At 66.0% G+C, this 22,108-nt stretch carries 20 protein-coding genes; 5 read left to right on the forward strand and 15 right to left on the reverse strand.

What is annotated here, in order from left to right; all coding sequences use genetic code 11:
* Positions 1–30: 30 nt before the first annotated feature.
* The 5 genes from K4043_RS16725 to K4043_RS16745 form a co-directional block, all read right to left on the reverse strand.
* Positions 31–1,122, reverse strand: a complete 1,092-nt coding sequence (locus tag K4043_RS16725) for an AI-2E family transporter (RefSeq protein WP_123731160.1) — start codon at positions 1,120–1,122, stop codon at positions 31–33.
* A gap of 135 nt (positions 1,123–1,257) precedes the next feature.
* On the reverse strand, positions 1,258–1,731 hold the full coding sequence (locus K4043_RS16730) for a protein sip-5 (RefSeq protein WP_123731161.1): 474 nt from the start codon (positions 1,729–1,731) through the stop codon (positions 1,258–1,260).
* Complete coding sequence (locus K4043_RS16735) at positions 1,728–2,228, reverse strand: phage holin family protein (RefSeq protein WP_019185547.1); 501 nt, start codon at positions 2,226–2,228, stop codon at positions 1,728–1,730. Before K4043_RS16735 ends, K4043_RS16730 begins: the two co-directional genes overlap by 4 nt.
* 8 nt (positions 2,229–2,236) lie before the next feature.
* The gene (locus K4043_RS16740) at positions 2,237–2,602 is read right to left on the reverse strand and encodes a hypothetical protein (protein ID WP_121044161.1); all 366 of its coding nucleotides are present in this window, start codon (positions 2,600–2,602) and stop codon (positions 2,237–2,239) included.
* A gap of 111 nt (positions 2,603–2,713) precedes the next feature.
* Complete coding sequence (locus K4043_RS16745) at positions 2,714–4,141, reverse strand: Do family serine endopeptidase (RefSeq protein ID WP_123731162.1); 1,428 nt, start codon at positions 4,139–4,141, stop codon at positions 2,714–2,716.
* Between the two features lie 556 nt (positions 4,142–4,697).
* Here K4043_RS16745 and K4043_RS16750 point away from each other — a divergent pair.
* Positions 4,698–5,717, forward strand: coding sequence for a histone H1-like repetitive region-containing protein (locus K4043_RS16750; protein WP_265309991.1), 1,020 nt, complete (start codon positions 4,698–4,700; stop codon positions 5,715–5,717).
* Between the two features lie 146 nt (positions 5,718–5,863).
* Here K4043_RS16750 and K4043_RS16755 read toward each other — a convergent pair whose 3' ends face one another.
* The 6 genes from K4043_RS16755 to K4043_RS16780 form a co-directional block, all read right to left on the reverse strand.
* Positions 5,864–6,556 (reverse strand): hypothetical protein, encoded by a 693-nt coding sequence (locus tag K4043_RS16755; protein ID WP_265309992.1) that lies wholly within the window; start codon positions 6,554–6,556, stop codon positions 5,864–5,866.
* A 31-nt stretch (positions 6,557–6,587) separates the two neighbouring features.
* Positions 6,588–7,508 carry an energy transducer TonB gene (locus tag K4043_RS16760; protein ID WP_265309993.1) on the reverse strand — a complete coding sequence of 307 codons (921 nt, stop codon included), beginning with the start codon at positions 7,506–7,508 and terminating at the stop codon, positions 6,588–6,590.
* Positions 7,509–7,895: 387 nt separating this feature from the next.
* Positions 7,896–11,567 carry a tubulin-like doman-containing protein gene (locus K4043_RS16765; protein WP_265309994.1) on the reverse strand — a complete coding sequence of 1,224 codons (3,672 nt, stop codon included), beginning with the start codon at positions 11,565–11,567 and terminating at the stop codon, positions 7,896–7,898.
* A 16-nt stretch (positions 11,568–11,583) separates the two neighbouring features.
* Positions 11,584–12,027 (reverse strand): hypothetical protein, encoded by a 444-nt coding sequence (locus K4043_RS16770; RefSeq protein ID WP_265309995.1) that lies wholly within the window; start codon positions 12,025–12,027, stop codon positions 11,584–11,586.
* 24 nt (positions 12,028–12,051) lie between these two features.
* On the reverse strand, positions 12,052–13,527 hold the full coding sequence (locus tag K4043_RS16775) for a hypothetical protein (RefSeq protein ID WP_265309996.1): 1,476 nt from the start codon (positions 13,525–13,527) through the stop codon (positions 12,052–12,054).
* The gene (locus K4043_RS16780) at positions 13,524–14,621 is read right to left on the reverse strand and encodes a hypothetical protein (RefSeq protein ID WP_265309997.1); all 1,098 of its coding nucleotides are present in this window, start codon (positions 14,619–14,621) and stop codon (positions 13,524–13,526) included. The genes K4043_RS16775 and K4043_RS16780 overlap by 4 nt, the downstream gene beginning before the upstream one ends.
* Positions 14,622–15,176: 555 nt before the next feature.
* Here K4043_RS16780 and K4043_RS16785 point away from each other — a divergent pair.
* Entirely contained in the window at positions 15,177–16,115 is a 939-nt protein-coding gene (locus tag K4043_RS16785; RefSeq protein WP_265309998.1) for a lysozyme inhibitor LprI family protein, read from the forward strand.
* A 72-nt stretch (positions 16,116–16,187) separates the two neighbouring features.
* Positions 16,188–16,868 (forward strand): hypothetical protein, encoded by a 681-nt coding sequence (locus K4043_RS16790; RefSeq protein WP_265309999.1) that lies wholly within the window; start codon positions 16,188–16,190, stop codon positions 16,866–16,868.
* A gap of 16 nt (positions 16,869–16,884) precedes the next feature.
* On the opposite strand, the gene K4043_RS16795 is transcribed toward K4043_RS16790, so the two are convergent.
* A complete protein-coding gene (locus K4043_RS16795) occupies positions 16,885–17,244 on the reverse strand; it encodes a DUF1428 domain-containing protein (protein ID WP_265310000.1) in 360 nt (119 codons plus the stop codon).
* A 618-nt stretch (positions 17,245–17,862) separates the two neighbouring features.
* Between K4043_RS16795 and K4043_RS16800 the strand changes: the two genes are divergently transcribed.
* Together K4043_RS16800 and K4043_RS16805 are read left to right on the forward strand one after the other, a co-directional pair.
* Positions 17,863–18,435, forward strand: a complete 573-nt coding sequence (locus K4043_RS16800; RefSeq protein WP_121044142.1) for an Ax21 family protein — start codon at positions 17,863–17,865, stop codon at positions 18,433–18,435.
* Between the two features lie 132 nt (positions 18,436–18,567).
* Positions 18,568–18,993 (forward strand): NUDIX domain-containing protein, encoded by a 426-nt coding sequence (locus K4043_RS16805; RefSeq protein WP_265310001.1) that lies wholly within the window; start codon positions 18,568–18,570, stop codon positions 18,991–18,993.
* 34 nt (positions 18,994–19,027) lie between these two features.
* Here the strand turns inward: K4043_RS16805 and K4043_RS16810 are convergent, their stop codons facing one another.
* The 3 genes from K4043_RS16810 to K4043_RS16820 are packed head-to-tail and all read right to left on the reverse strand — an operon-like array spanning position 19,028 to position 22,095.
* Complete coding sequence (locus K4043_RS16810) at positions 19,028–20,131, reverse strand: sugar kinase (RefSeq protein WP_265310002.1); 1,104 nt, start codon at positions 20,129–20,131, stop codon at positions 19,028–19,030.
* Positions 20,128–21,309 (reverse strand): GDSL-type esterase/lipase family protein, encoded by a 1,182-nt coding sequence (locus tag K4043_RS16815; RefSeq protein ID WP_265310003.1) that lies wholly within the window; start codon positions 21,307–21,309, stop codon positions 20,128–20,130. Before K4043_RS16815 ends, K4043_RS16810 begins: the two co-directional genes overlap by 4 nt.
* Positions 21,310–21,339: 30 nt before the next feature.
* A complete protein-coding gene (locus K4043_RS16820) occupies positions 21,340–22,095 on the reverse strand; it encodes a glucose 1-dehydrogenase (protein WP_265310004.1) in 756 nt (251 codons plus the stop codon).
* Positions 22,096–22,108: the final 13 nt, after the last annotated feature.

The raw sequence follows: 22,108 nt of genomic DNA on the forward strand, positions 1-22,108 counted from the left end.
CGGCCAGCCGTATCCTTGGTCCTGAACCGCTTATTCCAGCAGCTTGGCCCAGCCTTGGGTGCCATCCAGCCGCGCCAGCACCAGCTTGATGCAGACCAGCAGCGGCACCGCCAGCAGCAGGCCGATCATGCCCCACAGCCAGCCGAACACCATCAGCGCCAGGATCAGGATCAGCGGCGAGATCGCCATTTGCCGGCCGAGCACGATCGGTGTCACCACCTGGCCCTCGATGGTATGCAGCGCGAGATAGCAGGCCGCCGGCAACAGTGCCTTGAAGGGATCACTGAACTCCACGAAGCCCATCAGCAGCATCAGCGCCACGCCGATCAGCGGCCCCACGTAGGGCGCGAAGTTCAGCAGCGCAGCCACGGTGCCCCAGAGCAGCGCCTCCTGCAGCGAGATGCCGAGCAGCAGCAGGATGCCGGAGAACACCAGGCCGACCAGCGTGTTGATCACCGTGATGGTCAGGACATACCGCGAGACCTCGCGTTCGATCGAACGCAGGATGTCGGTGGTGAACCGTTGCTGCTGGCGGCTGGGGAACAACGCGATGGCGTGCTTCTGCAGGCTCTGCCCGTAGATCATGAAGAACAGGGTCAACAGCACCACTGCCAGTACCGAAGCAGCCAACCGCGGCGCACGGGTCAGTACCTTGTACGGATCATCCATCTGGGTGCGCACGATCTGTACCCGGCGGCTGCCTTCGCCACCGGCCACGCGCGCGAAGTTCTCGGCGGCCTGGTTGGCCTGCTGCACCGGTTTGGTCAGGTTCTGCACCTGGCGGGCGACCTTGCGCAGCTGCTGTGGTGCCTCCTGGGCCCACTCCATCGCCGGGCCCACCAGCTGCACGCCCAGTGCGGCGGCGCCGCTCAAGCCCACGCCAAGCACCAGCACCGCGCCAAGGAAACGGGGAATCCAGATCTTCTGCAGCATCCGCAGGATCGGGTTGCCGACCAGCGCGAAGAACATGGCCAGCAGGATCGGCAGCACCACATCCTGCGCCGCCCACAAGGTGAACGCGACGGCCAGCGTGGCCAGGACTACGAGCGACATCGGGGCGCGCGGACGCGGCGGGGACGGTGCGACGACGGCTTCGGCGGAAGGAGGAAGCGGAACGCTCATGCGGGTCGCACACGGGAAAGGAGCGTCATTATTGGGCAAGCCGGGTGCGCGTGGCGTGTGGGGGACGTGCAGACCAGGAAAGGCCCCACGGCGACGCCGCAGGGCCTTCGGAAGAGACGGCTGAGCGCACTGCGATCAGCGTTCGGAGATATCCGTGGCCGCCTCGGCTGGCTGCGGCTGATGGGGCGAGGCCGATTCGGCACGCCGTTCCGGGCTGAGCCGCGGCGTTGCTGCTGCGGGAGCCGGAGCCGCCTGACGCGGCGCCTGATCGGCGGCGTCATCCACCTTGTCCGCCGCCTGCTCGGCGGTGTCAGCCGCTTCGCTGGCCTGCATCGAGGCAAACGCCGCCTGGGTGCTGGCGACGAGATTGGACACCGAGCCGATCATCTGCAACCACCGTGCGCCCTGCACTTTCGCGCCGAGGCCGGTCGGTTCCAGTTTGCCGGCCAGGAAGCCGCCGGCCAGACCCACGGTGATGATGCGCAGCGGTGTCCATCCGGTACGCCAGACGGTGCTGAGGGTGGACCAGCTGCTGCGGGTTTTCTCCACCCGCACCGCGACCACCAGCTCGGCGCGCTGGACGCGTTGCCGCAAGGCTTCGAAGTTCATCGCTTCACCCCTGTGGTATCGACGTCGGCATCCGGATCTTCATCGCTGGGCTCGTCATACAGCCCCAGCCGCGACAACTGGCGGCGCGTGGCATGCATGCCGGTATGACGGAAGAAGAACGACACCCGCCACATCGCATAACCGGTGACCAGCAGGCTGACGATCGAGGTGATCAGCAGCGAATGGAACCAGGACAGGCCCCAACGCTGCATCAGGGCGATCAGCGTACCGGCCAGCAACAACCAGGCCGATGCGCCGAATACGATCGCCACGCCGGCCCAGGCCAGCGCCCGGCCAAACGCGCTGCGCGCCAGTGCGAAGTCGGCCGAGGCCAACCGTCGCAGGGAACGCAGCGTGTGCTTGGCCGAATCGACGGTCTCTCGGCCGGCCTCACCGACCTGGCGGATGCTCTCGTCCAGGCGTGGTGCTTTCTCACCGCTGTCCGGTGGCGGGGTATCCGCGCCACCGGGAGCGGTCGACTGGGCTTGATCGCTCACGCCGAGGCTTACTTGTCGCCGCCGCTGCGGGCCAGCTTGGCGATGATCCAGCCAGCCGCGAAGGCCACGCCGAAGGAGGCCAGCGGACGCTCACGGATCAGTTCGGCGGCGCTGTCGACCAGGTCCTTGCCCTTGTCCATCAGTGCATCGACCTGTTCCTTGGCGGCGGCACCACCGAACTCGGCAGCGGCCAGGCCGGACAGCGCGGTATCGGACAGCTCGGCCTTGACGTTGGCCTTGCCGAGGCGCAGCTCATCACCGGCAGCGCCGGTGGCGCCCTTGATGGCGCCGCCTGCGGCGGTGGCGGCCGACTTCAGGTGCGAGCCGGCTTCGCCCAGGTGTTCCTTCAGGTTCTCGGTATTGGTGGGGCTCATCGTGTATCTCCTGCTGTGCGATGGGGAAGGTGACCGCGGACGATCCGACGGCAACGAACACAAGGTAATAGCACCGCCCGGGTGTAAGCGACGTTACGGCTGCGTGCGCGTTCAGCGCATGACCAGCTGACCGCCGCTGTTTCCTCGGATGATCCTTACCACCAGTTGCGCGGGGCGCTGCTGGAAGTTGGCGCGCCAGCTGGCGAGGTCGGCAAACTCACCTGCCGTTGCCGCGGTGATCACGTCACCCTGCGCAAGCCCGGAGGCTGCCGCGCGGCTGCCGCGTTTGACGTCACTGACCAGTACGCCGCTGACGCCGGCCTGGCGCAGCGACTCGGGAAGATCGACGAACGTGGCCCCGCCCAGGCGCGGGTCCAGCGACTCGCCGGTGACCGCGCGCGCCTGCTCCTTCAGCGTGGCCTTGATCTGCAGCGGCTTGCCCTCGCGGCGCACGTCCAGGGTCAGCGTACTGCCGACCGGCTGCAGACCTTCCACGTTGTGCAGCGCCTGCGCGCTGTCCACGCGCTGGCCGTTGGCCGACACCACCACATCGCCCGGCTTCAGTCCTGCAGCGGCTGCGCTGGAACCGGACAGCACGCGGGTGACCAGCGCGCCGCGTGTCTCGGTCAGGCCCAGGCCCTGCGCGATCTGTTGGGTCAGGTTCTGGCTTTCGATGCCCAGCGTGCCGCGCACCACCACCCCGTGTTTGACCAGCTGGTCGACCACGTCGCGCGCCAGGTTGGAGGGGATCGCCAGGCCCAGGCCGATGTTGCCGGCCATGCTGCCCTGCGGATTGAAACTGGCGGTATTGATGCCGACCAGCTGGCCCTGCAGATTGACCAGCGCGCCGCCGGAGTTGCCCGGATTGATCGAGGCATCGGTCTGGATGAAGTTCTGGTAGCCCAGCCCGCGGATGCCGCTGCGGCCCACCGCCGAGACGATGCCGGAGGTGACCGTCTGGCTGAAACCGAACGGGTTGCCGATCGCCACCACGAAGTCGCCCACGCGCAGCTGCGCGCTGTCGCCGAGCTTGATCTCGGTCAGGTTGCCGGTCGGAATGCGGATCAACGCGACATCGGTATCGGCATCGGAGCCGATGAATTCAGCCTTCACCGTCCGCCCGTCGGCCAGCGTCACCTGCACGTCGTCGGCGTTGTCGATGACGTGATGGTTGGTCAGCACCAAGCCCTCGGCGGCATCGATGATCACCCCCGAGCCCAGCGATTCGTTGATGCGTTCCTGCGGCACTTCCGGGAACAGGCGGCGGAAGAACGGGTCGTTGAAATAGGGGTTGCGCACGCGCACCACTTGCTTGGTGTTGACGCTGACCACCGCCGGCATCACACGGTCCAGCATCGGCGCCAGCGAGGGCACAGGTTGCCCGGCGACCGCTGCGGGCAGCGCGGCCGCGCTGGGAATCGTGTACGCGGCCGGCGCCGCTTCGGCACGGTTGTCCAGGTGCGCGTTGATGGCCGTGGCGGTGAACCCGCCGAAGGCAGCGGCGAGGGCGAGCGTGAGCAGGGTCGGGAGCGGTCGCATGGTCCGGCGGTTCCGTGTCGGAGGGGGCGGGGGCAGGGAAAACACGTATACGGTAATTCAACCTGAATGAGTGTGTCCGCAACCGGCTAAACCCGGGATGAAATTCGCGGCGTCGTCGGTCTTCCGGTGACGTTGCCTGGGCATGGAGGGCGGGGCCGATATGGGCCGGTGGCGAGGTGCGAAGGAGGGCGGCGTGGTGTGCTTGGCAACGTCCAGGCGAACCCGGCTCATGCACCGGCAAGGCGCATCCGCGTCATCGAAACCAGCGCAAATGCCGGGTGCGAGGGCAGGGAATGGATCAAGTGCGACGACCGATCATCGGCTCATTGCATGCAGCCAACATGCGCATCGAGATACATCGCGCGTGCCACGTGCTGGAACGCCACTGCTGTTTTCAAGGGGTTTCGTGCACGCGACCGGTGCATTGCTTGCTGCCGCCGATGAGGGTGCTACTGTCGGCTTGGCACGAGCATCGCATCAAGACCGTTCCACGATGGACCGCGCCGGTATAGCATCGCCAGCGATTTGACTAACCAGGCCCCTTAGGAGGCACTCAATGAGCAACGGTAATGGTGTGACCACGGTTCTCTCGCAGACCGTCGAAGATGCAAAAGAAACCGCCACCAATGTGGGCGAGACCATCGCACACGTTGCGGAAGATGCAGTCGCTTCGGTGAAGAAGACCGCCAAGCGCGCACGCAAGGCTGCCACCACCCAGGTCGCCAAGGTCAAAAAGGCCGTGACCAAGGTCGAGAAGACCGTCGCCAAGAAGGCTGACAAGGCCGCCAAGTCGGTTGGCAAGACCCTGGCTACCGCCAAGCAGAAGCTGGAAGCGGCCAAGAAGAACGCCAAGGCCGAAGCCACCGCCATCAAGAAGCAGGTTGCCAAGAAGAAGGCCGCCGCTGAAAAGGTCGTGACCAAGACCACCAAGGCTGCCGGCAAGAAGGCCACGACCGCCAAGAAGGCCGTGACCAAGAAGGCCGCCGCCGCCAAGAAGACCGTGACCAAGAAGGTCGCCACCGCCAAGAAGGCTGTCGCCAAGAAGACCGCGACCGCCAAGAAGGCCGTGACCAAGAAGACCGCGGCCGCCAAGAAGACCGTCGGCAAGAAGGTCGCCGCTGCCAAGACCGCTGTTGCCAGGAAGTCGGCGACCGCCAAGAAGGCCGTGACCAAGAAGACCGCAGCGGCCAAGAAGGTCGCCGGCAAGAAGACCGCTGTCGCCAAGAAGACCGTCGGCAAGAAGGTCGCCACCGCCAAGAAGGCTGTTGCCAAGAAGTCGGCAACCGCGAAGAAGGCCGTGACCAGGAAGACCGCGACCGCCAAGAAGGTGGCCGGCAAGAAGACCGCCGTTGCCCGCAAGTCGGTTGGCAAGAAGGTCGCCACGGCCAAGAAGGCCGTGACCAAGAAGACCGCAGCGGCCAAGAAGACCGTCGGCAAGAAGGTTGCTACCGCCAGGAAGGCTGTGGCCAAGAAGGCCCCGGCGAAGAAGGCCCCGGCCCGCAAGGCCGCCCCGGCCAAGCGTGCTGCCGCCAAGCCGGTTGCCCGCAAGGCACCGGCCAAGCGCGCCCGCAAGTAAGTAAGTTGTAACGTGCTGCTCCTGCCTGAGGGCGGGAGCGGCATGGTGGGATGCCATGCGATGCGTTCATCGCCGAACCCGGCACGTGGCCGGGGTGGTCGTCCCTCAGAAGGAAACAGGGCGCCCGGAGGGGCACCCCGGCATCATCAGCGCGCCGCGATCGCGGCGAACTCGCGCATCAGGCGCTCGCCGTCATAGACCACCTGGATCTGGTTGCTGCCCTTGTCCAGCCGTTCGCCATTGACGAACACGTCAGTCTGGATGCTGTAGCGACCCTGAGGCATGTTGGACGGGAAGGTCACCGTGAAGGTGTTCTCGTATGCACCGCTGCCTGAACTCTCGCTGGCGATCTTCTCACCGGTCTTGAACGGCTCGGACTGGCCGGGTTCGTAAATCCGGATCTGTTCCTTGACCTCGCGGATCGGCTGCTGGCGGCCACTGACCGCTTCGATGTTGGATACGATCTTCAGCGGTTCACCACGCCGTACGCTGTTGCCGGGAAGGCTGGTCTGGTAACGCACGACCTCGGCGGACTCCGGCAGCTGCGAGTAACGCGACCGGTAGTCCGACTCCACCTGGGCCGCACTGCGGGTGCGGCGGCTTTGTGCGTTGATCACGAAGCAGGCGGCGATGCCCGCCGCGGCACCGACATAGGCACCCTTCTCTCCGTTGACCAGCGCGCCAGCACCGGTGCCCAGCGCGATCGCGCCCAGGCACTTGCCCCAGTCCGACCGGGTCATCTGATTGCCCGTGGTGCAACCGGTAAGCGTGCCGGCGGTAGCGAGGCCGATCAACAGCACCTTGCCGAGCGAGGCGGGGGCGAAATATTCCTTTTTCATGGTCAACACCTGGTGGGAAGTGGGGCGGGCATCATTCAATGGTGGTTTCGCGCATGACACGGTCGCGCTCTGCCTTTGCCTGGCGGATGAGCGAGCGGGCAGCTGCTGAATCGGGATTGACCTGCAGCGCCGATTCGCCCAAGGCCACGGCGACGTCGTAACGGCCTTGCTGCAGCTCAACCCGGGCCTTGCTCAGCAAGCCGGCCTCCGGCGCTGCTGACGGCGGCGCGATCGTCGGCGCTTTGGGCGGGTAGCTGTTGTCAGGTTGGCGCAGGTCGGCCATGTCTGAGGCGTTACCCGCGTCCGGGCTGAAGTTCACCTCCAGCTGCATCGCGCTGGCATACGCGCGGCCATCCCGGATGGCTGGCAGATAACGCCAGCGACGCGCGGCTTCCAGCGCAGCACGGTCAAGTGACCGCTCCCGACTGGTGCGTGTCACCGAGATGGCCGTTGCAGTGCCGTCTTCGGCAACCGCGATGGTAAGCAGAACGTTGCCGCGTGCACCCGCACGCATTGCCTCCGGTGGATAGCGTACGGGAGCGCGCTCGCGCGATGCCGCATCTACCTGTGCGGCCCGGTCCGGGACCGCTGCAGGTGCCGGTGGCGTCTGCGCAATCTGGGTGTATACCGGTTCGGGTGCCTCGGTCGGCGCCGGTGCCGGTGCAGTGGCGCGGGTGGGGCGCGCTGGTTCGGCCTGCTTGGCAAGGTTGGTTTCCAATGCGGTCACCCGCACCTGCAGGTCGCGCCAGTTTTCGTCACCCGGCAGCTCGCGTTGCATGTCCAGCAAGGCGATGCGCGCACAGGCCAGGTCTGCGCGCGCGAGGCATGACTCCACAGCCGCACGATGCTGCTCGATGCGGCCGGCCGGCACGGTTGGCGGCGCACCTCGATCGCGCAGGAAGATCGTCCAGAACACCCCGCCCAGTACCAGGCAGACCAGCACCAGCGGCACGCGTGAGCGCGGTCGATGAACGGGCGCAGGTGAGATCGGCGCTGCAGGCGCAGGGGGCTTGGCCGAGCGCTTCGGTCCCGGTGCAGGTGGCGGTTGCGGAGATGAGGGCTGCGGTGCCGCAGGGGCGGGTGGAGGCGCTGATTCCACCTCTGCCGGCGCCGCTGGCGAGGGTGCCGCAGGAATCGGGGGCGGCGGTACGGCCGCCGCCGGGGCCGCAACCTGGCCCGCGAGCGGCGGCGTCACGACCGGCGGCGTCGCCACCTCAGGCGCGGACACGCCACAGAACGGGCAGAAGCGCACCTCCCCCGGCAGAGGCTTCATGCACTGGTCGTTGACACAGCAGATCGGGGAGGCGGTGGTGGCGTCAGTCATTGCGGTGATGCGCCCTCAGTACCCGGAGGGCGGCGGCGGGGGAGCCGGCGGTTGCGGGGCCGATGGAAGGGCGAACAGATGGCCCAGCTCCGGCAGTGCACCGGCTGCGCTCCACTCGATGCCTTCGCGCCAGAGCAGGCTGTTGCGGTTGATGTTGCCGGTGCCCACGAACTGCTGCAGCTGTTGAACCGTATACGGTCCCAGCGACTGATTGTTGTAGCCGACGTAGTAGCTGTAATCGACCATCGGTGGCGGCGGCGGAGGGGCGCCGGGCAGGCTGCCCTGCGGGGGAGGGGGCGGTACCGCACCCGGGGCCTGACCCGCCATGCCCGCGCCGGCAAGGGACGTAGCGCCGAGCATCTGGGCGAAGGCATCATTCACCTGCCGCTTGTCGCCCCGGTCGGCGGCGACCTCGTCAGCGTAGACATCCGCCGACGAGCCGGAAACCGGCTGCGTCCAGGCGTCGAACAAGGCACGGGCGCGTTCTTCGATCCGGTCGGCGTCGTCGCCGGCGGCCTGCACCAGCTTCTGCCGATAGTCGGTGGCCAGCATTTCGCTCAGCTTGTAGGGGAAGCGCTTCTTCAGGCTTTCGCGACCCTGCTGATCTTCCTGCTTGATCGGCTTGTAGGCCACGGTGGCGTAATGCCGGAAAAGCTGCGCCAGCAGTGCGAGCTGCAGCGGGTCGCGCACATTGGCCGAGCGCTGACGAAGCTGCTCTTCGATGTTGCGCTTGTCATTGCCGTCCAGACCACTTTGCCGCACGGAGAATTCATCGCCGATGCTGAAGCCGTCGCCTTCCAGCGTGATTTCGTACTTGCCATCGGCACGGCGCTTGAGCACCCCCAGGCCGAGGGCATGCAGGTATACCTTGAAATCCTCAGCAAACTGCCGGTACTGGCCTTGGGTGAACTGGATGGGCTGCACGAACTGGCTGACCCGCTTGTGGATGTGCAGCGGAATACGCGCCGCCTCTTTGCGGTACGCGGCCTGGTAGGTCGGCAGTGGCGTCAGTGCGGGTACCGGGAAGCCGGACAGCTCGGTGAAGCAGATCAGCTTGCCGGGAATGCCGGACTCGACGAAGTCGATCTGGCTGGCGGTCATGCCGGTGCCCTGCGGCACGGCCTGCTCCAGCAGCGCGCCGTACTGGCGGCGGAACAGGCGTGCATCCTTTACCCCGACCAGGCAGGTATAGCGGTCCTTGGAGATGTCGAAGCCACCATTGAGGTTCAACGGCACCCATGGCATCGCGCGCTGCAGCAGCAGGCGGAAGGTCTCGCGCAACTGCTCGGGAGTAAGCGCGGCCAGCGCCTGCATCAGCGGATCGGTCTGAGTACGGGTATCGGCCTGGGGCAGCTGTGCTACGGCCTTGTTGCGCAGCTTGCCCAGCACTTCCTGGGCGCCTTCGTCGCTGAGCAGCTTCTGGAACAGCGTCTGCGAGCCACCGAAGTCCTTGAACGCTTCCTTGGCCCACTGACGGAACTCGGCCGGATCGATGGCCGGCTGCTCTTCATCCTGCGGCGCCTTGAGTGCGATCAGGGTCGCATGCTTCTCGGCGATGGCCGCTTCGATCTTGCCGATGTCACGTTCGACGTGTTGCAGCAGGGACTCGACCGACTGGCGGCCGTCCTGCAGGCGCCCCACAAAACCACTCCACAGCGGGCGACCATGGGCATCGACCGCTTCCTTGACACCTAGCCAGGCCGAGACGTCGCGCAGCAGGTTGGCCGCCTCGCGCGAAGCGACCGAGCGCACGTAGAACAGCAGGCTGTCCCGGATCGTCTCCTTGATCTGCGCCAGCACGGTTTCGGCCTGCTTGTCCTTGCCGCTGATACGCGCGAGCAGGCCTTTGCCGGTGGTCTCCTTGAGGCGTTCGAACTCGCGCGCAAGCTCGGCGTTCTGCAGCCTCTCGGAAATCTCGGCAAAGCGCTGTGCATTGCGTTCCAGCGCAGGAACGATACCGGTGCCTTCGTTCTCCAGCCGGTCCTTGATCATCTCCACCAAGGCCAGCGTGTAATCCAGGCCACCGCGCTCATCATCGTCAAGCCGGCGGAAGATCTGCGCAGGCAGTTCAGCCTCATCGGTGATCGACAGCAACACCCGCTGGCGGTTTTCCTTGATGCGGACTTCATGGTTGCGGTCGGCGCTGTCTACCCGGTTGCCCTTGGTGTCGCGCTCAAGCTGCTTGATCACATCCTGGACGTGCAGCGGCCATTGGTCACGGTCAGCGCTGCCGTGCATCAGCTGCTGGAACGCATTCTCGACCTTCTGTTCGATCTGCGCGCCGATGCTGGCGTCGCCGGTCACCTTCAACAGATCATCAGCCACCTGGTAGTGCGTGAACTCTCCGTTGAGCGTGGCCAGATCGCCGCGGGAGAGGAACTGCGGAATGTCCGTGAAGGTACGCGGTACGATCGCCAGCTGCTCGCGCAGGAAATCATCGCGCTCTTTATCGGTGGGGCGGTTGCCCGGGGCCTGGATATTGGCGATGCCGAAGAACGCCTTGAGCATTGCCTGCACTTGGCGGTTCATGCGCACGTTCTGGCGCGCCTCCACCTGGGTATCAAGCACGGCCTGGCCGACGCCGGAGTAGCTGGCGGTGAAGCGCAGTTCCGTATCGTCACCATAGTCCTGCGGCAACGGGACCGAATAGGCACGGATCTTGTGCTGGTTCTGATTGACGGCCACCGAACGCTTGCGGTTGGCGAAGTCCTGCGAGGTGAAATCGGTGAAGAACACATCCGAGAGCATCTCGTAGATGTCTTCCTGTTCACTCGTCTTGGCCATCGCCACGTTGGTGTTGTCGACGATGTACACATCATCGTACGGACGGCTGTCGATATGCAGGTTGTCCGAGGCATCCCAATGCTTGACGAGCACATTGCCGCGCAGTGCAGTCTCAAGCTCCATCAAGGCAGCGTAGCCGTTGGCCTGGATGCGGTCGGGGTTGGTGGTGGTGATGAAGCCGCCGGGAAGGACCATGTACAGGTCGACCTTGCCCTCGACATTCTTCTCCTTGAGGATCGCCTTGGCCAGATAGCCCATGTCCAGGAACGACCCGGAGCCCGTGCCGCCGGCCGCCGAACCGGTGATGACCACCCGCACCTTGCCCGGCTCCACTTCCAGCCCCAGCTTCTTGAGCTTGTCCGCGCGTGCGCCGATGTTGCTCAGCAGCGTTTCGATCTTGTCACGCAGCTTGTCCCGGATGACCGGATACTTGTCGAAGAAGTACAGACGCGACAGCGCACGGATCTGGCCTGCGCCCTTGCTTGGGTCCACGCCCAGCAGGCGGATGCGCTCGGGCGTGAGCGGGAACCACTCGGCGACCTCCCGGTGACGCCGCAGTTCGTCGTCGGACTGGGTGTACTTGTTGAGGTCCAGCCGCTCGATGATCTTCTCTTCGGGCGTGAAGGCCACCTGCTCGGCCAGTACATCGGTCTTGACCGACTTGCCGTCCTGGGTGACCTCACCGGCATCCAGATCGAAGTTGATGAACTGTGCCACCGGGAAGTCAGCGACGTTCTCGACCTTCGCGTTGCCGCCCCAGATCGCATTGAGAATGCGGCGGCGCAGACGGATGTTGACCTTCATGCCGGTGCCGCCGAGGGCGATGAACAGCGTCGGACGGATCTTCTCGGTTACCTGCGGCGGCTGGCCGGGCAGGGAGGTGCTTTCGGTGGCATCGTTCATGCGGCGGACCCCTGGATCAACGCTTGGCGGAGAAGGTGGCGAGCCAGGCGATCAACGACACGCCGGCCAGGGCGCTCATCGGCACCAGATACAACGGCGCCAGGAACCGCCCGGCGTTGACGAAGGCCAGCACGGTCACGGTGGCAACCGCCATCAGACCGATGAACAGAAACCAGCCCGACGCATTGGCGCGGCTCGGCGCGACGCGCTCCTTGACCCGCCAGTTGGCATACGCGTTCTTCACCACGAAGAACAGCACGGCCAGCACCAGCAGCACGACCCCACCAATCAGTGCATCGCGACTGCTGGTCTGCTCGCCGACCTGGATGTCCCAGTCACCGGTGAAGGTAGCGGTCGGCTGCTGTGTTCCCGCTGTTGTCGCCGGTGCGGTTTGTTCGGACGGCGTGGCGGTGGCCGGCTGGTCGGTCACTGGCGCGGGGAGGGAACTCTTCTGGCTCATGCTCTGTCCTTGGCGGTGAAACGCTTAGTTGATGCGGATGGATGTATCGGGTTGGGCCCAGCTCACACGAGGCTTGAGCGCGCCGCGGCGGACCGTGGCAACGTGCGTGCCGTTGGCGTCGCGCACGTCGGTAGTGGTGAATGGTTTGAGCCGGAGGTGCTGGGGCTGATCGTCGATCCAGACCGTTGCTTTGCGCGCGCCGGTCACCAGCACGAGAAACAGCAGCGCACCGATCAGCGCGAGCAGGCCACCGCCATACACCACCACGGCCGGCCACACCGGATACTGCACCCGAAGCAGCAGCGGAACCCGGGTGACCGAGGCATTGGCCGTGACGGGAGGAAGGAAGACCTCAGGCAGTGCATCCCCGGGGAACAGGTCGGCCATGTGCGCGCGGAACTGCGGCGACACTTCCAGCTGCTGGTTGTCCAGGTGGATATCGATCGCCCCGCGCCGTTCATAGCCGCTGCGCAGCAGCACCTCACGCGACCACTGCGACGGCAAAGGGGGCAGCGACAGACGCAGGGTCAACGGGTCACTCTGTTTGCCGGGATCCAGCGCCTGCAGCGAATGCGTGGACATCTCGCCCCGCAGGCCGATCGCCGGCGGCGTCACCAATGACGTGTCAGCACTGACGATGCGGTAGGGATTGAACAGATTCTCGAACCGGCCCTGCACCTGCGCGGTGCGCACCTGCGTGCTGGCGTCGAACGACAGCACGAGGGTGTGGCCGTCGGCGGCGAGGCCAGCAGCGATGCCAGGCGAATCCGTCACGCCGGTCGGGCTGAAGCGCACGGCCGCTTCGGTCAGCGGCTTGAGGCGCACATGTCCCTCGGGAAGCAGTGCGGTCAGAGCCGGTTTCGCGAGTACCGCATCCAGCGCGGCCGACGCCGGCTCGCCGTAAGCCAGGGCGTACAGCATCAAGCCGTTGGCGCGGTAGTGCTGCCCCTGTACCGGCATCTTCAGCGGGAACGCAACGATCCGGCTGATGACGTCCTCACCGTGCAGCAACTCGTAGAACTCGCGGTTGCGGGCCACGACCTCGGTACTGTTGTTGGGACTGTTTTTGTTGTTGGTGACGATCCAGATGATGCCCGGGCGGCCCTCCAGGCCCACCTCGATCGCACCGAGCAGCGCTTCCTTGAAGTCGGTATCGGCGAGCGCGCCGCTGCCTTTGCGCGCCATCTGCAGGCGCGTCATCGCCTGGCCAAGCCCCGGGTGGTTTCCCGGTCCGCGATACACCCACTCCGGCGAGGGATGGGTGGCGTCGGACTGGTTGAACGCGCCCACCACGACCTCGCCCTGACCAGCCGCCGCCTGGGCCAGCTGTGCGACAAGCGGCTTGAAAGGCGACTCGGCATCGACGTAGAACGGCTCCATCCAGCCGGAGTTCTGCACCAGGACCGCCTGCCGCAGCTCGGCGGCCCCGACGGTCGTGCCGATGCTACTGGCCAGCAGCACCGCGACGCCCAGCAGACGCTTCAGCACGGACCCGGTCATTGCGGCAGGCTCCAACGCAGCAGGGTGCCGCGCGCGTCCACCCACAGCCACAGCGCGTCATCGTGAACGAACCACTGCGCGTTCCAGGGCGAGGGCGTGTCCATGGCATAGGTGTGTGCGCGACCGCCGATCTGCTCCAGGCAGAACGTCGCATGCACGGTCGCCTGGCTCTCGAAGAATGACAGCAGGCTGCGTTGCTGCGGAAGCGGCGCATGGAGCGACAGCATCAGCTGCGGTTCGACGATGTCCAGGAACGGATAGACCACATGGCTCACCGTATACAGGTCATGGTCGAACTCGTCCCACGGGCGCTCCAGGCGCACATTGAACTGAAAACTGGTACGGCCGGTGCTGGTGGATCCGCGTGGCGCGGCGCGCTGCTCGGGCAGGGCGGCGTCCAGCCGGATGACGATCCACTTTTTGTCCCGGGTGTCGTACAGCAGCTGCCAGAAACCTTCGCCATCGCGATACGGAGGCCCCAGAACCGGGTTGGCCTCGTAGCCCTCGGGCCAGCTCTGCCAGCGGGCAGATGCGTCGCCCTGGCCGTCCAGACGCACGCTCAGCACGCCCTGCGTGCCGATCCAGAACAGGCTCCGGTGCGCCGGATCGCTGATCGGTGCCGAAAGCAACTGCAGGGGCGCATCCAGCATCAGCAGCTGCTGCTGCCACGCCTCACCGGGCCGACGGATCGCAAGGCCCCATCGGCCCTCATGTTCCTGTGGCACGAGGGCGATATCGTCCAGCAGACCGGGGGCACCCAAGGTGCGGCCGACCGCGCGATCGATCTGGTAGCTCAACGTCATCGCATCGACGCTGACGCAATCGGCACCTGCGGCGGTCGCCAGGATCATCTGATGGCCATCGTCGCGCGGCAGCGTCAATGTCGCATTCGCCCATGTTTCAAGATGGCTGCGGCCGAGTGAGACACCGCGGGGTGCCAGCGTCACCCAATGGCGGTGACCGTTCTGCCACAGCGAAAGCTGGCCGGAACGGCTCGCCGCGAACAACCCATCGCGATGCCCACCGGCGTGGCTGGTGAAGAAGAACAGGCCACTGGGCTGCGGTGACTTGATCACCTCGGCGGCGTCCTGCATTGACTGGCCGCTTCGCTGCAGCTGGTCGAACAACGCTTGAAGCGTTGAGGGTAGCGGGGCCGTCACGGCGGCGGTGCAACTGCGTCCACCGTCATCCCCGCCAAACGGGGTCCGCCACTGCTGCACCGGGCGCCGCGCAAGCGGTCGGCCGGTAAAGGGAGAAAACCGGAAGCTGCCCGGCAGATAACCACCCTCGGGCATGCGATGCGCGCCAGACAGATAGTCCAGATCGCTCAGTGTTGGTGGAGGCACGGCTGTGTCGATGGCGACCAGAGAAAATCCGGTTCCATCCTGCACCCACGACTCATTATCCAGGTGCCAATGGGCACCTCGTTCTGCTCCGGCGGCCACGCCGTCCCCCTGTATCCTTTCGCGGGCAAGGATATCCTAAAGTCAACGGCAGGGAACAAACGCATGCGCATGGAGTTTGTAGGGAAACTCCTGACGTGACGTCTTTTATTTGATGCCGCATTATCGCCCGCGCATGAAGCAATATGTCTGCAGAAATCCCGTTGTCGCAGGTCATCAAGCATTGGATGCATCAGGGGAAACGCATTGAAGAAAATTCTGTTGGTTGTGCTGGTAGTCGTGCTTGCTGGTTGCCAGCAGGGTCGGGCGATTCGCCTGGACATGCTGGCGATGGAGTTCCGATCCGAGTGTTTCGGTGCGGGGGCGACGACAAAGTGCGTTGCCATGCGCGTCAAGTACAACGTCGCTGCCACGCAGTTGATGCTTGATCGGCTGGAAGATGCCTACGCACAGATTCCCGAGCCGGATCCGCAGGCCTATGCCGCTGCCCGTCAGGCACTGCAGCGTGTGATCGACCGCAATGAACAGGATCGCCCCGGGTGGTGGCGGCGTATTCTGATGAACAACATCGAGGTGACCTACGGTCTGGCGGCGGGCCAGTTCCTGGTGACGCCCAATGAACTCTCGGAACTTGCTGCTGTGGCTGCCGAGAACGAGAAGCGGCGACGTGACGTGGCTGCGGCCGATAGCCTCCCCAGGGAGGTCGGCGCGCCAGAGCTGAGCGATGCGGATTCCGACTCCGAAGTTCCTCCGATGGCGGCGACTACCGATGGCTTCGACCTGGGTCCGGAATCGACAGCGACCAGTGATCCGCAGAGTGAGGCCGCTGCCGTCGAGCGGATCGCTGTACAAGCCGCCCCTGCAGATGAAAGCGGCTACGCCGGCATGATGGCGCGCATGGCCCGGGAGGCTGACGAAGCCGCGGCGCGGCCCAGTTTCGACTGCGCGAGGGCGAGCCATCCTGCCGAACACCTGCTATGCGCGCACCCCATCCTGGCGGCGCTGGACGTTCGCATGGCGCGCGCCTATGCCGATGCGCCTGCATGTGGGGGTGACCGGGTCGCATTGCGCACCGATCAGCGGCAGTGGCTGCAGCATCGGCGCAACCAGTGCAGCGATGCGGCCTGCCTGGAAGACGCCTATCAGGCCCGGATCGTACAGCTGGAGCAGTACTGCACAGGTTGAGCATGGCGCAGCCTTGACGATGCCGCGCACACCGTCTTGCTAATCTGGCCATCGGCTTCTGGAAGCACTCCAATGCGCGGACTCGATTTCAGCTCCTGGCAGGCCATGCTCTCCACCCTGGTCGGGTTGGCGGTCATCACCCTGATCGGCGTCGGCATCCGGCTGCTGGTCATGCAGACCATGCAGCAGCGCCGCGAGCGCGAGAACCGGCAGATCAACGAGCGTCTGCGCACGCTGATCGCCGCTTACAAAGTCCTCGGAGGATCGTTCACCGGCACGCTCGACGTCGATCCACGCCATCGACGTGATTTCCGCGCACTGCCCGACGGAAGCGAAGAAGGTGATGCGCTGCATCTGCCGGCGGAGGTCGAAAGCGGTGGCGAGCGTGCGCGTCGGATCCGTGATGCGGTGGAAGCAGCCCTGTCGGACATAGTGCTGCTGGGCACGGATGAGCAGGTGCGCCTGGCTGCGCATGCGGCCCATGAGATGGCCCAAGGCCGCGCCGTGCCCACGGCCGAGCTGGTGGTCTCGCTGCGCGATTTCATCCGCCAGGCGCTGGACCTGGATCCGATTCCCGCTTCGGTCACCATCCCGCGGCAGGGCCCGGCACGGCCGTCGGCCGGTGCGAAAGGCAAGGGCGATGCGGCAGAAAAAGGTGGTGGAAAAACCGGCGGTGGTGGTGGAGGAATGGGCGGTGGTGGCGGCACGGGCGGCGGATTCCAGAGCGACGACGAATCCGCTCACCCGCGCTGAGCGATAGCAGAACCGCTCAGCCCTTGAGTTCCACCACGGGCACGAAGCCGCCGTAGATCATCCGCTTGCCATCGAAGGGCATCGGGTTGTTCTCCGGATTCATCTGCGGGTCTTCCATCATCTTCTGCATGCCGGCATCGCGCGTGGCCTTGTCCGGCCATTCGATCCAGGAGAACAGCACCGTTTCATCCTCCTTGGCTTCCACCGCACGATGGAAGTCGGTCTGTTTGCCGTGCGGGACGTCATCGCCCCAACACTCCACCACACGCAGGGCGCCGTGTTTGATGCAGATCGCATCACCCATGCGGGCATGTTTGAGGAAGGCATCTTTGTTCGCGGTCGGGACGGCCAGTACGAAACCATCGATGTAAGCCATGGCAGAACTCCAGATGACGCGCCGGGATGGGCGCCTTCAAAACAGTCGACGAACCAGGGGGCGGGCAATCGACAGTGCGCCGGCGGCCCTTCGCAGAGGGTGAACGCCGCTGACCGGGGCCGGGTCAGAAAACTCTGAGTCAGAGTGAGGAACTTCCTGATGTTGTATCTGACGCATTCAGCACATGATGGCGATGCCGGGCAGGACGCCCCACGGCGCCCTGCGGTCCAGTGCCTCGCGGCATGGACCTCGGTGCATTCAGGAGGATGGACGCGTTAGCCGATTACTCCCCAAGAGCGGCTTCCCCAGCGCGTGACGCCCCGCAAGGGCACCGTCGTGACCAGAGTCCTTTCCGTGCGTGGTTCGCGCGCGCGGTCTTGGCCCCTCCTTTTCAGTTGCCCACGTGAGCGCCGCGCCGTACGGGCATTCACGCCTTCATCGCCTGAGAAAGGCCACGCGCGTATGCCAGAGCGCGTCTGAACGCCGCCCCAAAATTCACTTTTGTGGACGCGGTCAACTTCAGGGGGGGTTGTGTCGAATAACGGAGAATTTACATTCCCGATGCAGTCCGGCCTCCATGCCGGGTGCAAGTAGTCCAAGACATAAAGGTGTACCCCCATGAAGACTTCGTTGATTGCTCTGGCCCTGGCTGCCGCCCTCCCGTTCACCGCTTCGGCGGCTGAAGGCCTGTCCTACAACTACGCTGAAGCCGACTACGTCAAGACCGACGCAGATGGCGGCAAGGCCGATGGTTGGGGCGTGAAGGGTTCCTATGCCTTCCTGCCGAACTTCCACGCCTTCGGTGAGTACAACCAGCAGAAGACCGACATCGGCAACTTCAAGGTTGACCAGTGGCGCGTCGGCGTCGGCTACAACCAGGAAATCGGCAACAGCACCGACTTCGTGGGCCGCGTTGCCTACAACAAGTTCGACCCGAAGGAAGGCCTGGATTTCAACGGCTACAGCGCTGAAGCCGGTATCCGTACCGCGTTCGGCCAGCACGCCGAAGTCTATGCCATGGCCGGCTACGAGGATTACAGCAAGAAGCACGGCGTCAATCCGGATGGCCAGTTCTACGGCCGCCTGGGTGGCCAGGTGAAGTTGAACCAGAACTGGGGCATCAATGGCGACATCAAGATGGATCGCCATGGTGACAAGGAATGGTCGGTCGGCCCGCGCTTCAGCTGGTAATCCCAGCGTGACCGCATCGCCACGTGCCTGATCGGCGTGGCAGAAAAGGCCCGGCATTGCCGGGCCTTTTTCGTGGGCGCGATCCAGGCACGGGGCCCGAGGGATAATGAGTCACTTTCATGGAGATGCCCGATGTCCCCATCCACCGATCTGCAGCAGCCTCGCCTCGGCTGTGGTGCCGTCATCCAGCGTGCCGATGGCGCGATCCTGCTGGTCCAGCGTGGGCGCCCGCCCGAGCAGGGGCATTGGGGGTTGCCCGGTGGCAAGGTCGATTGGATGGAAACCGTCGAACACGCGGTGATCCGCGAGGTGGAAGAGGAGACCGCCCTTCAGGTGACGGTGGAGCGTCTATTGTGCGTGGTCGATCATTTCGAGCCCGCGCTTGGCCAGCACTGGGTCGCCCCGGTGTATCTGGTGCGGGCGCAGGACACCGCGATCGCGTCCGTGCAGGAGCCCGAGGCACTGCTCGGGCTGGGTTGGTTCACCGCGGATGCACTGCCCGCGCCGCTGACGCTCTCTACGCGCAAGGCCCTGGAACACCTCTCGATCGCGCACTGAGTCCTCGCGCACTGAGTCCTCGCGCGCAGGGCGCTCAGCGTCGTGCGGCGGCGCCATCTCCCCGCGCCACGGCCTCTACTTCGGCCAGGCTTGTGATGGCGTAGTCGCCCGGCGTGGACATCGCCAGCGCGCCATGTGCCGCGCCCAGATCCACGGCCGCCTGCTCGCCCTTGCCGCTGAGCAGCGCATGCACCACGCCGGCCACGAAGGCATCGCCGCCGCCGACACGGTCGAGCAGATCCACTTCGCGTGCGTCGGAGACATACAGCTGCGAGCGCGTGCGCAGCGCACCGGCCCAGCCGTGGCGGGCAGCGTTGGCGGCGTCGCGCAGCGTGAATGCCACCGCCTGCAACGCCGGGAACTGCGCCATCGCGCGCACGGCGGCCGCCTCCGCCGGACCGACATCCATCGGCGTGTGGCGGCGACCGAGATCGCTCAGGTCCATGCCCAGGCATGCGGCGAACGAATACTCATCGCCGATCAACAGGTCGCACTCGGCCGCGATGGCGCAGTTGGCGTGACGCGCGGCATCCGGGTCGGGATGGCTGTTCCAGAGGCTGGCGCGGTAGTTGAGATCGTAGGAGACGGCCACGCCGTGCCGGCGCGCGGCCCGCACCGCGGTGATCGCGGTCTGCGCGCTGTGCTCGGACAGCGCGGCGAAGATCCCGCCGGTGTGCAGCCAGCGCACGCCGTGCTGCCCGAACAGCGCATCCCAGTCGAACGCCTCCGGCTGCAGCTGCGAGGCCGCCGAGTACGCGCGATCGGACATACCCAGCGGCGCACGCACCCCGAAGCCGCGCTCGGTGAAGTTCAGGCCCATCCGGGTGTTGCGGCCAATGCCATCGTAGTCGCGCCACACGATCTGGCTGGCATCCACCCCGCCGGCCTGGATCAGCTGCTGGGCAAGCAGCCCCAGCTCGTTGCGCGGCAGGGCAGTGAGCACCGCGGTGCGATGGGCGAAGGTGCTGCACAGGCCGCGGGCGACGTTGTACTCGCCACCGCCCTCCCACACGTTGAACTGGCGCGCGCTGCGGATCCGGCCTTCGCCGGGATCCAAGCGCAGCATCACCTCCCCAAGTGCCAGCGCGTCCCAGCGCTGCCCGGTGTCTGGTGCCACCACGAAGGTCTGGCCACTCATCGCGCCGGGCACCCGAGCAGCGCCAGATCGATGCCCGCGGCCATGCGCCGGTAGCCCTCGTCGTTGGGATGCAGGTGGTCGCGGGTGATCTCCTCGGGCAGGTGCTCCGGGTTGGACGGATCGCGCAGGATCTGGTCGAAGTCGATCAACCCATCGAAGCCGCTGCGGCCGCCGCGCATCCAGGTGTTGAGCGTGGTGCGGGTGGCGGCCGCGATCGGCTCGTAGCGGTCCGAACCACCGAAGGGCGTGATCGTGGCGGCAATCGGGCGGATGCCGTTGCTGTGCAGGCGTTCGGCGATCTGCCGGTAACCCAGCACCATGTCCTCGGCGTTGCGGCCGGCCACGGGCGGGACGCCGCCATCATGGCGGATGTCGTTGATGCCTTCGAACAGGATCACGCGGTCCACGTTCGGCAGTGCGATCACATCGCGGTCCAGCCGCGCCAACGCGCTGTGGCTGCGGCCGTGATCCATCACCTTGTTGCCGCTGATGCCGGCGTTGACCACCACCACCTGGTCCGGGCACGCCTGCTGCAGACGGGCGGACAGCAGCGCCGGCCAGTCGCCATTGCTGCCGCGGGTGGCAGTGGCGCCTTCGGTGATCGAGTCGCCCAGGGCGACCACCACCACCGGCTTGCTGGCGCGTTCGGCGAGCACGGCGGAGACCACGTTCTGGCGGTAGGCGAGCTTGACCGCGTCGCCCACGGTGGCTGCGCGGCCATCGGCGATGCGCAGCGCGGTGCGGCGCACGGCCGGCCGTGTGGCATCCGGGAAATACACGGTGAGCGAGACGTCGGCCAGCGCCGGCGCGGTGATCGCGACCGGATCGCTGAGCAGGGCGGCGCCGACCGGCACCACGATCTCGCCGCGACCATTGAAGGTGACCGGCTTGGCCGCGGTGGCGGTGCCGGTGAGGTGGGCCGAGGCCCCGCCGATATGCAGCGGGGCCTGGCCGAGTTCATTGCTGATGCGGAAGCGCAGGGCGCGTGCCGAACTGGCCAGGCGCATGTCCTGGCGCACGGTCTGGTTCGCGAACTGCACCGGGGCCTCGGGGGTGCCATCAAGACGATCCGGCGCCGGCGAGGCGGTCCAGGCCGGCACCCAGACCTGGGCCTGGGCGGGCAGCGCCGCGGCGCTGGTGGCAAGTGCAAGAGAGAATGCAGTGATCCAGCGCAGCATGGCGGCCCTCCCAGGCGGTCAGCGGGTCAATCAGGAGAAGTAGGTGCCGCCGTTGACGTCGACGTTGGCACCGGTGATGAAACCGGCTGCATCCGAGGCCAGGTACACCGCGGTATCGGCGGCTTCCTGCGGTCGGCCCTGGCGGCGCAGCGGGGTGTTGCCGGCCACCGCGGTGCGCACTTCCGGCTTGGTGAATTCGTCATGGAAGCGGGTGGCGATCATGCCGCAGCACAGCGCATTGACCCGGATGCCGCCCGGGCCCAGTTCCTTGGCCATGGCGCGGGTGAAGGTCATCACTGCGGCCTTGGCGGTGGCGTAGATCGCCGCACCCGGGCCACCGCCATCGCGCCCGGCCTGCGAGGCGAAGTTCACGATCGCGCCGCCTTCGGGCATGTGCGGCACCACCGCATGCGTGGTCAGGTAGACCGAGCTCATGTTGAGGTCCATCACCTTGTGGAAGAACGCCTCATCGATCTCGGCCAGCGGACGGCGCTGGACCATGCCACCGGCGACGTTCACCAGTACATCGATCTGCGGGCCGAACGCGGCCTGGGTTGCAGCGACCATCGCCGCCACGGCCTTGGCATCGGTGACATCGGCGCGATGCACGATCGCGGTGCCGCCGGCGGCTTCGACCTGCTTGAGGGTCTCCTGCGCGCTGGCTTCGTCGTTGGCGTAGTTGATGCAGACCTTGGCACCGGCCGCGGCCAGCTTGAGCGAGATCTCGCGGCCGATGTCACGGCCGCCACCGGTGACGATCGCCACCTTGTCCTTGAATTGGGTCATGAAACACTCCTGT

Source organism: Stenotrophomonas sp. SRS1, from assembly GCF_026130205.1.
Taxonomy (GTDB): domain Bacteria; phylum Pseudomonadota; class Gammaproteobacteria; order Xanthomonadales; family Xanthomonadaceae; genus Stenotrophomonas; species Stenotrophomonas rhizophila_B.

Excerpts from the sequence above, each read along its gene's own strand:
- K4043_RS16725 (WP_123731160.1), bottom strand. The coding sequence starts at position 1,122 with ATGAGCGTTCCGCTTCCTCCTTCCGCCGAAGCCGTCGTCGCACCGTCC.
- K4043_RS16730 (WP_123731161.1), bottom strand. The coding sequence starts at position 1,731 with ATGAACTTCGAAGCCTTGCGGCAACGCGTCCAGCGCGCCGAGCTGGTG.
- K4043_RS16740 (WP_121044161.1), bottom strand. The coding sequence starts at position 2,602 with ATGAGCCCCACCAATACCGAGAACCTGAAGGAACACCTGGGCGAAGCC.
- K4043_RS16745 (WP_123731162.1), bottom strand. The coding sequence starts at position 4,141 with ATGCGACCGCTCCCGACCCTGCTCACGCTCGCCCTCGCCGCTGCCTTC.
- K4043_RS16750 (WP_265309991.1), top strand. The coding sequence starts at position 4,698 with ATGAGCAACGGTAATGGTGTGACCACGGTTCTCTCGCAGACCGTCGAA.
- K4043_RS16755 (WP_265309992.1), bottom strand. The coding sequence starts at position 6,556 with ATGAAAAAGGAATATTTCGCCCCCGCCTCGCTCGGCAAGGTGCTGTTG.
- K4043_RS16765 (WP_265309994.1), bottom strand. The coding sequence starts at position 11,567 with ATGAACGATGCCACCGAAAGCACCTCCCTGCCCGGCCAGCCGCCGCAG.
- K4043_RS16770 (WP_265309995.1), bottom strand. The coding sequence starts at position 12,027 with ATGAGCCAGAAGAGTTCCCTCCCCGCGCCAGTGACCGACCAGCCGGCC.
- K4043_RS16775 (WP_265309996.1), bottom strand. The coding sequence starts at position 13,527 with ATGACCGGGTCCGTGCTGAAGCGTCTGCTGGGCGTCGCGGTGCTGCTG.
- K4043_RS16780 (WP_265309997.1), bottom strand. The coding sequence starts at position 14,621 with ATGCAGGACGCCGCCGAGGTGATCAAGTCACCGCAGCCCAGTGGCCTG.
- K4043_RS16790 (WP_265309999.1), top strand. The coding sequence starts at position 16,188 with ATGCGCGGACTCGATTTCAGCTCCTGGCAGGCCATGCTCTCCACCCTG.
- K4043_RS16795 (WP_265310000.1), bottom strand. The coding sequence starts at position 17,244 with ATGGCTTACATCGATGGTTTCGTACTGGCCGTCCCGACCGCGAACAAA.
- K4043_RS16800 (WP_121044142.1), top strand. The coding sequence starts at position 17,863 with ATGAAGACTTCGTTGATTGCTCTGGCCCTGGCTGCCGCCCTCCCGTTC.
- K4043_RS16805 (WP_265310001.1), top strand. The coding sequence starts at position 18,568 with ATGTCCCCATCCACCGATCTGCAGCAGCCTCGCCTCGGCTGTGGTGCC.
- K4043_RS16810 (WP_265310002.1), bottom strand. The coding sequence starts at position 20,131 with ATGAGTGGCCAGACCTTCGTGGTGGCACCAGACACCGGGCAGCGCTGG.
- K4043_RS16815 (WP_265310003.1), bottom strand. The coding sequence starts at position 21,309 with ATGCTGCGCTGGATCACTGCATTCTCTCTTGCACTTGCCACCAGCGCC.
- K4043_RS16820 (WP_265310004.1), bottom strand. The coding sequence starts at position 22,095 with ATGACCCAATTCAAGGACAAGGTGGCGATCGTCACCGGTGGCGGCCGT.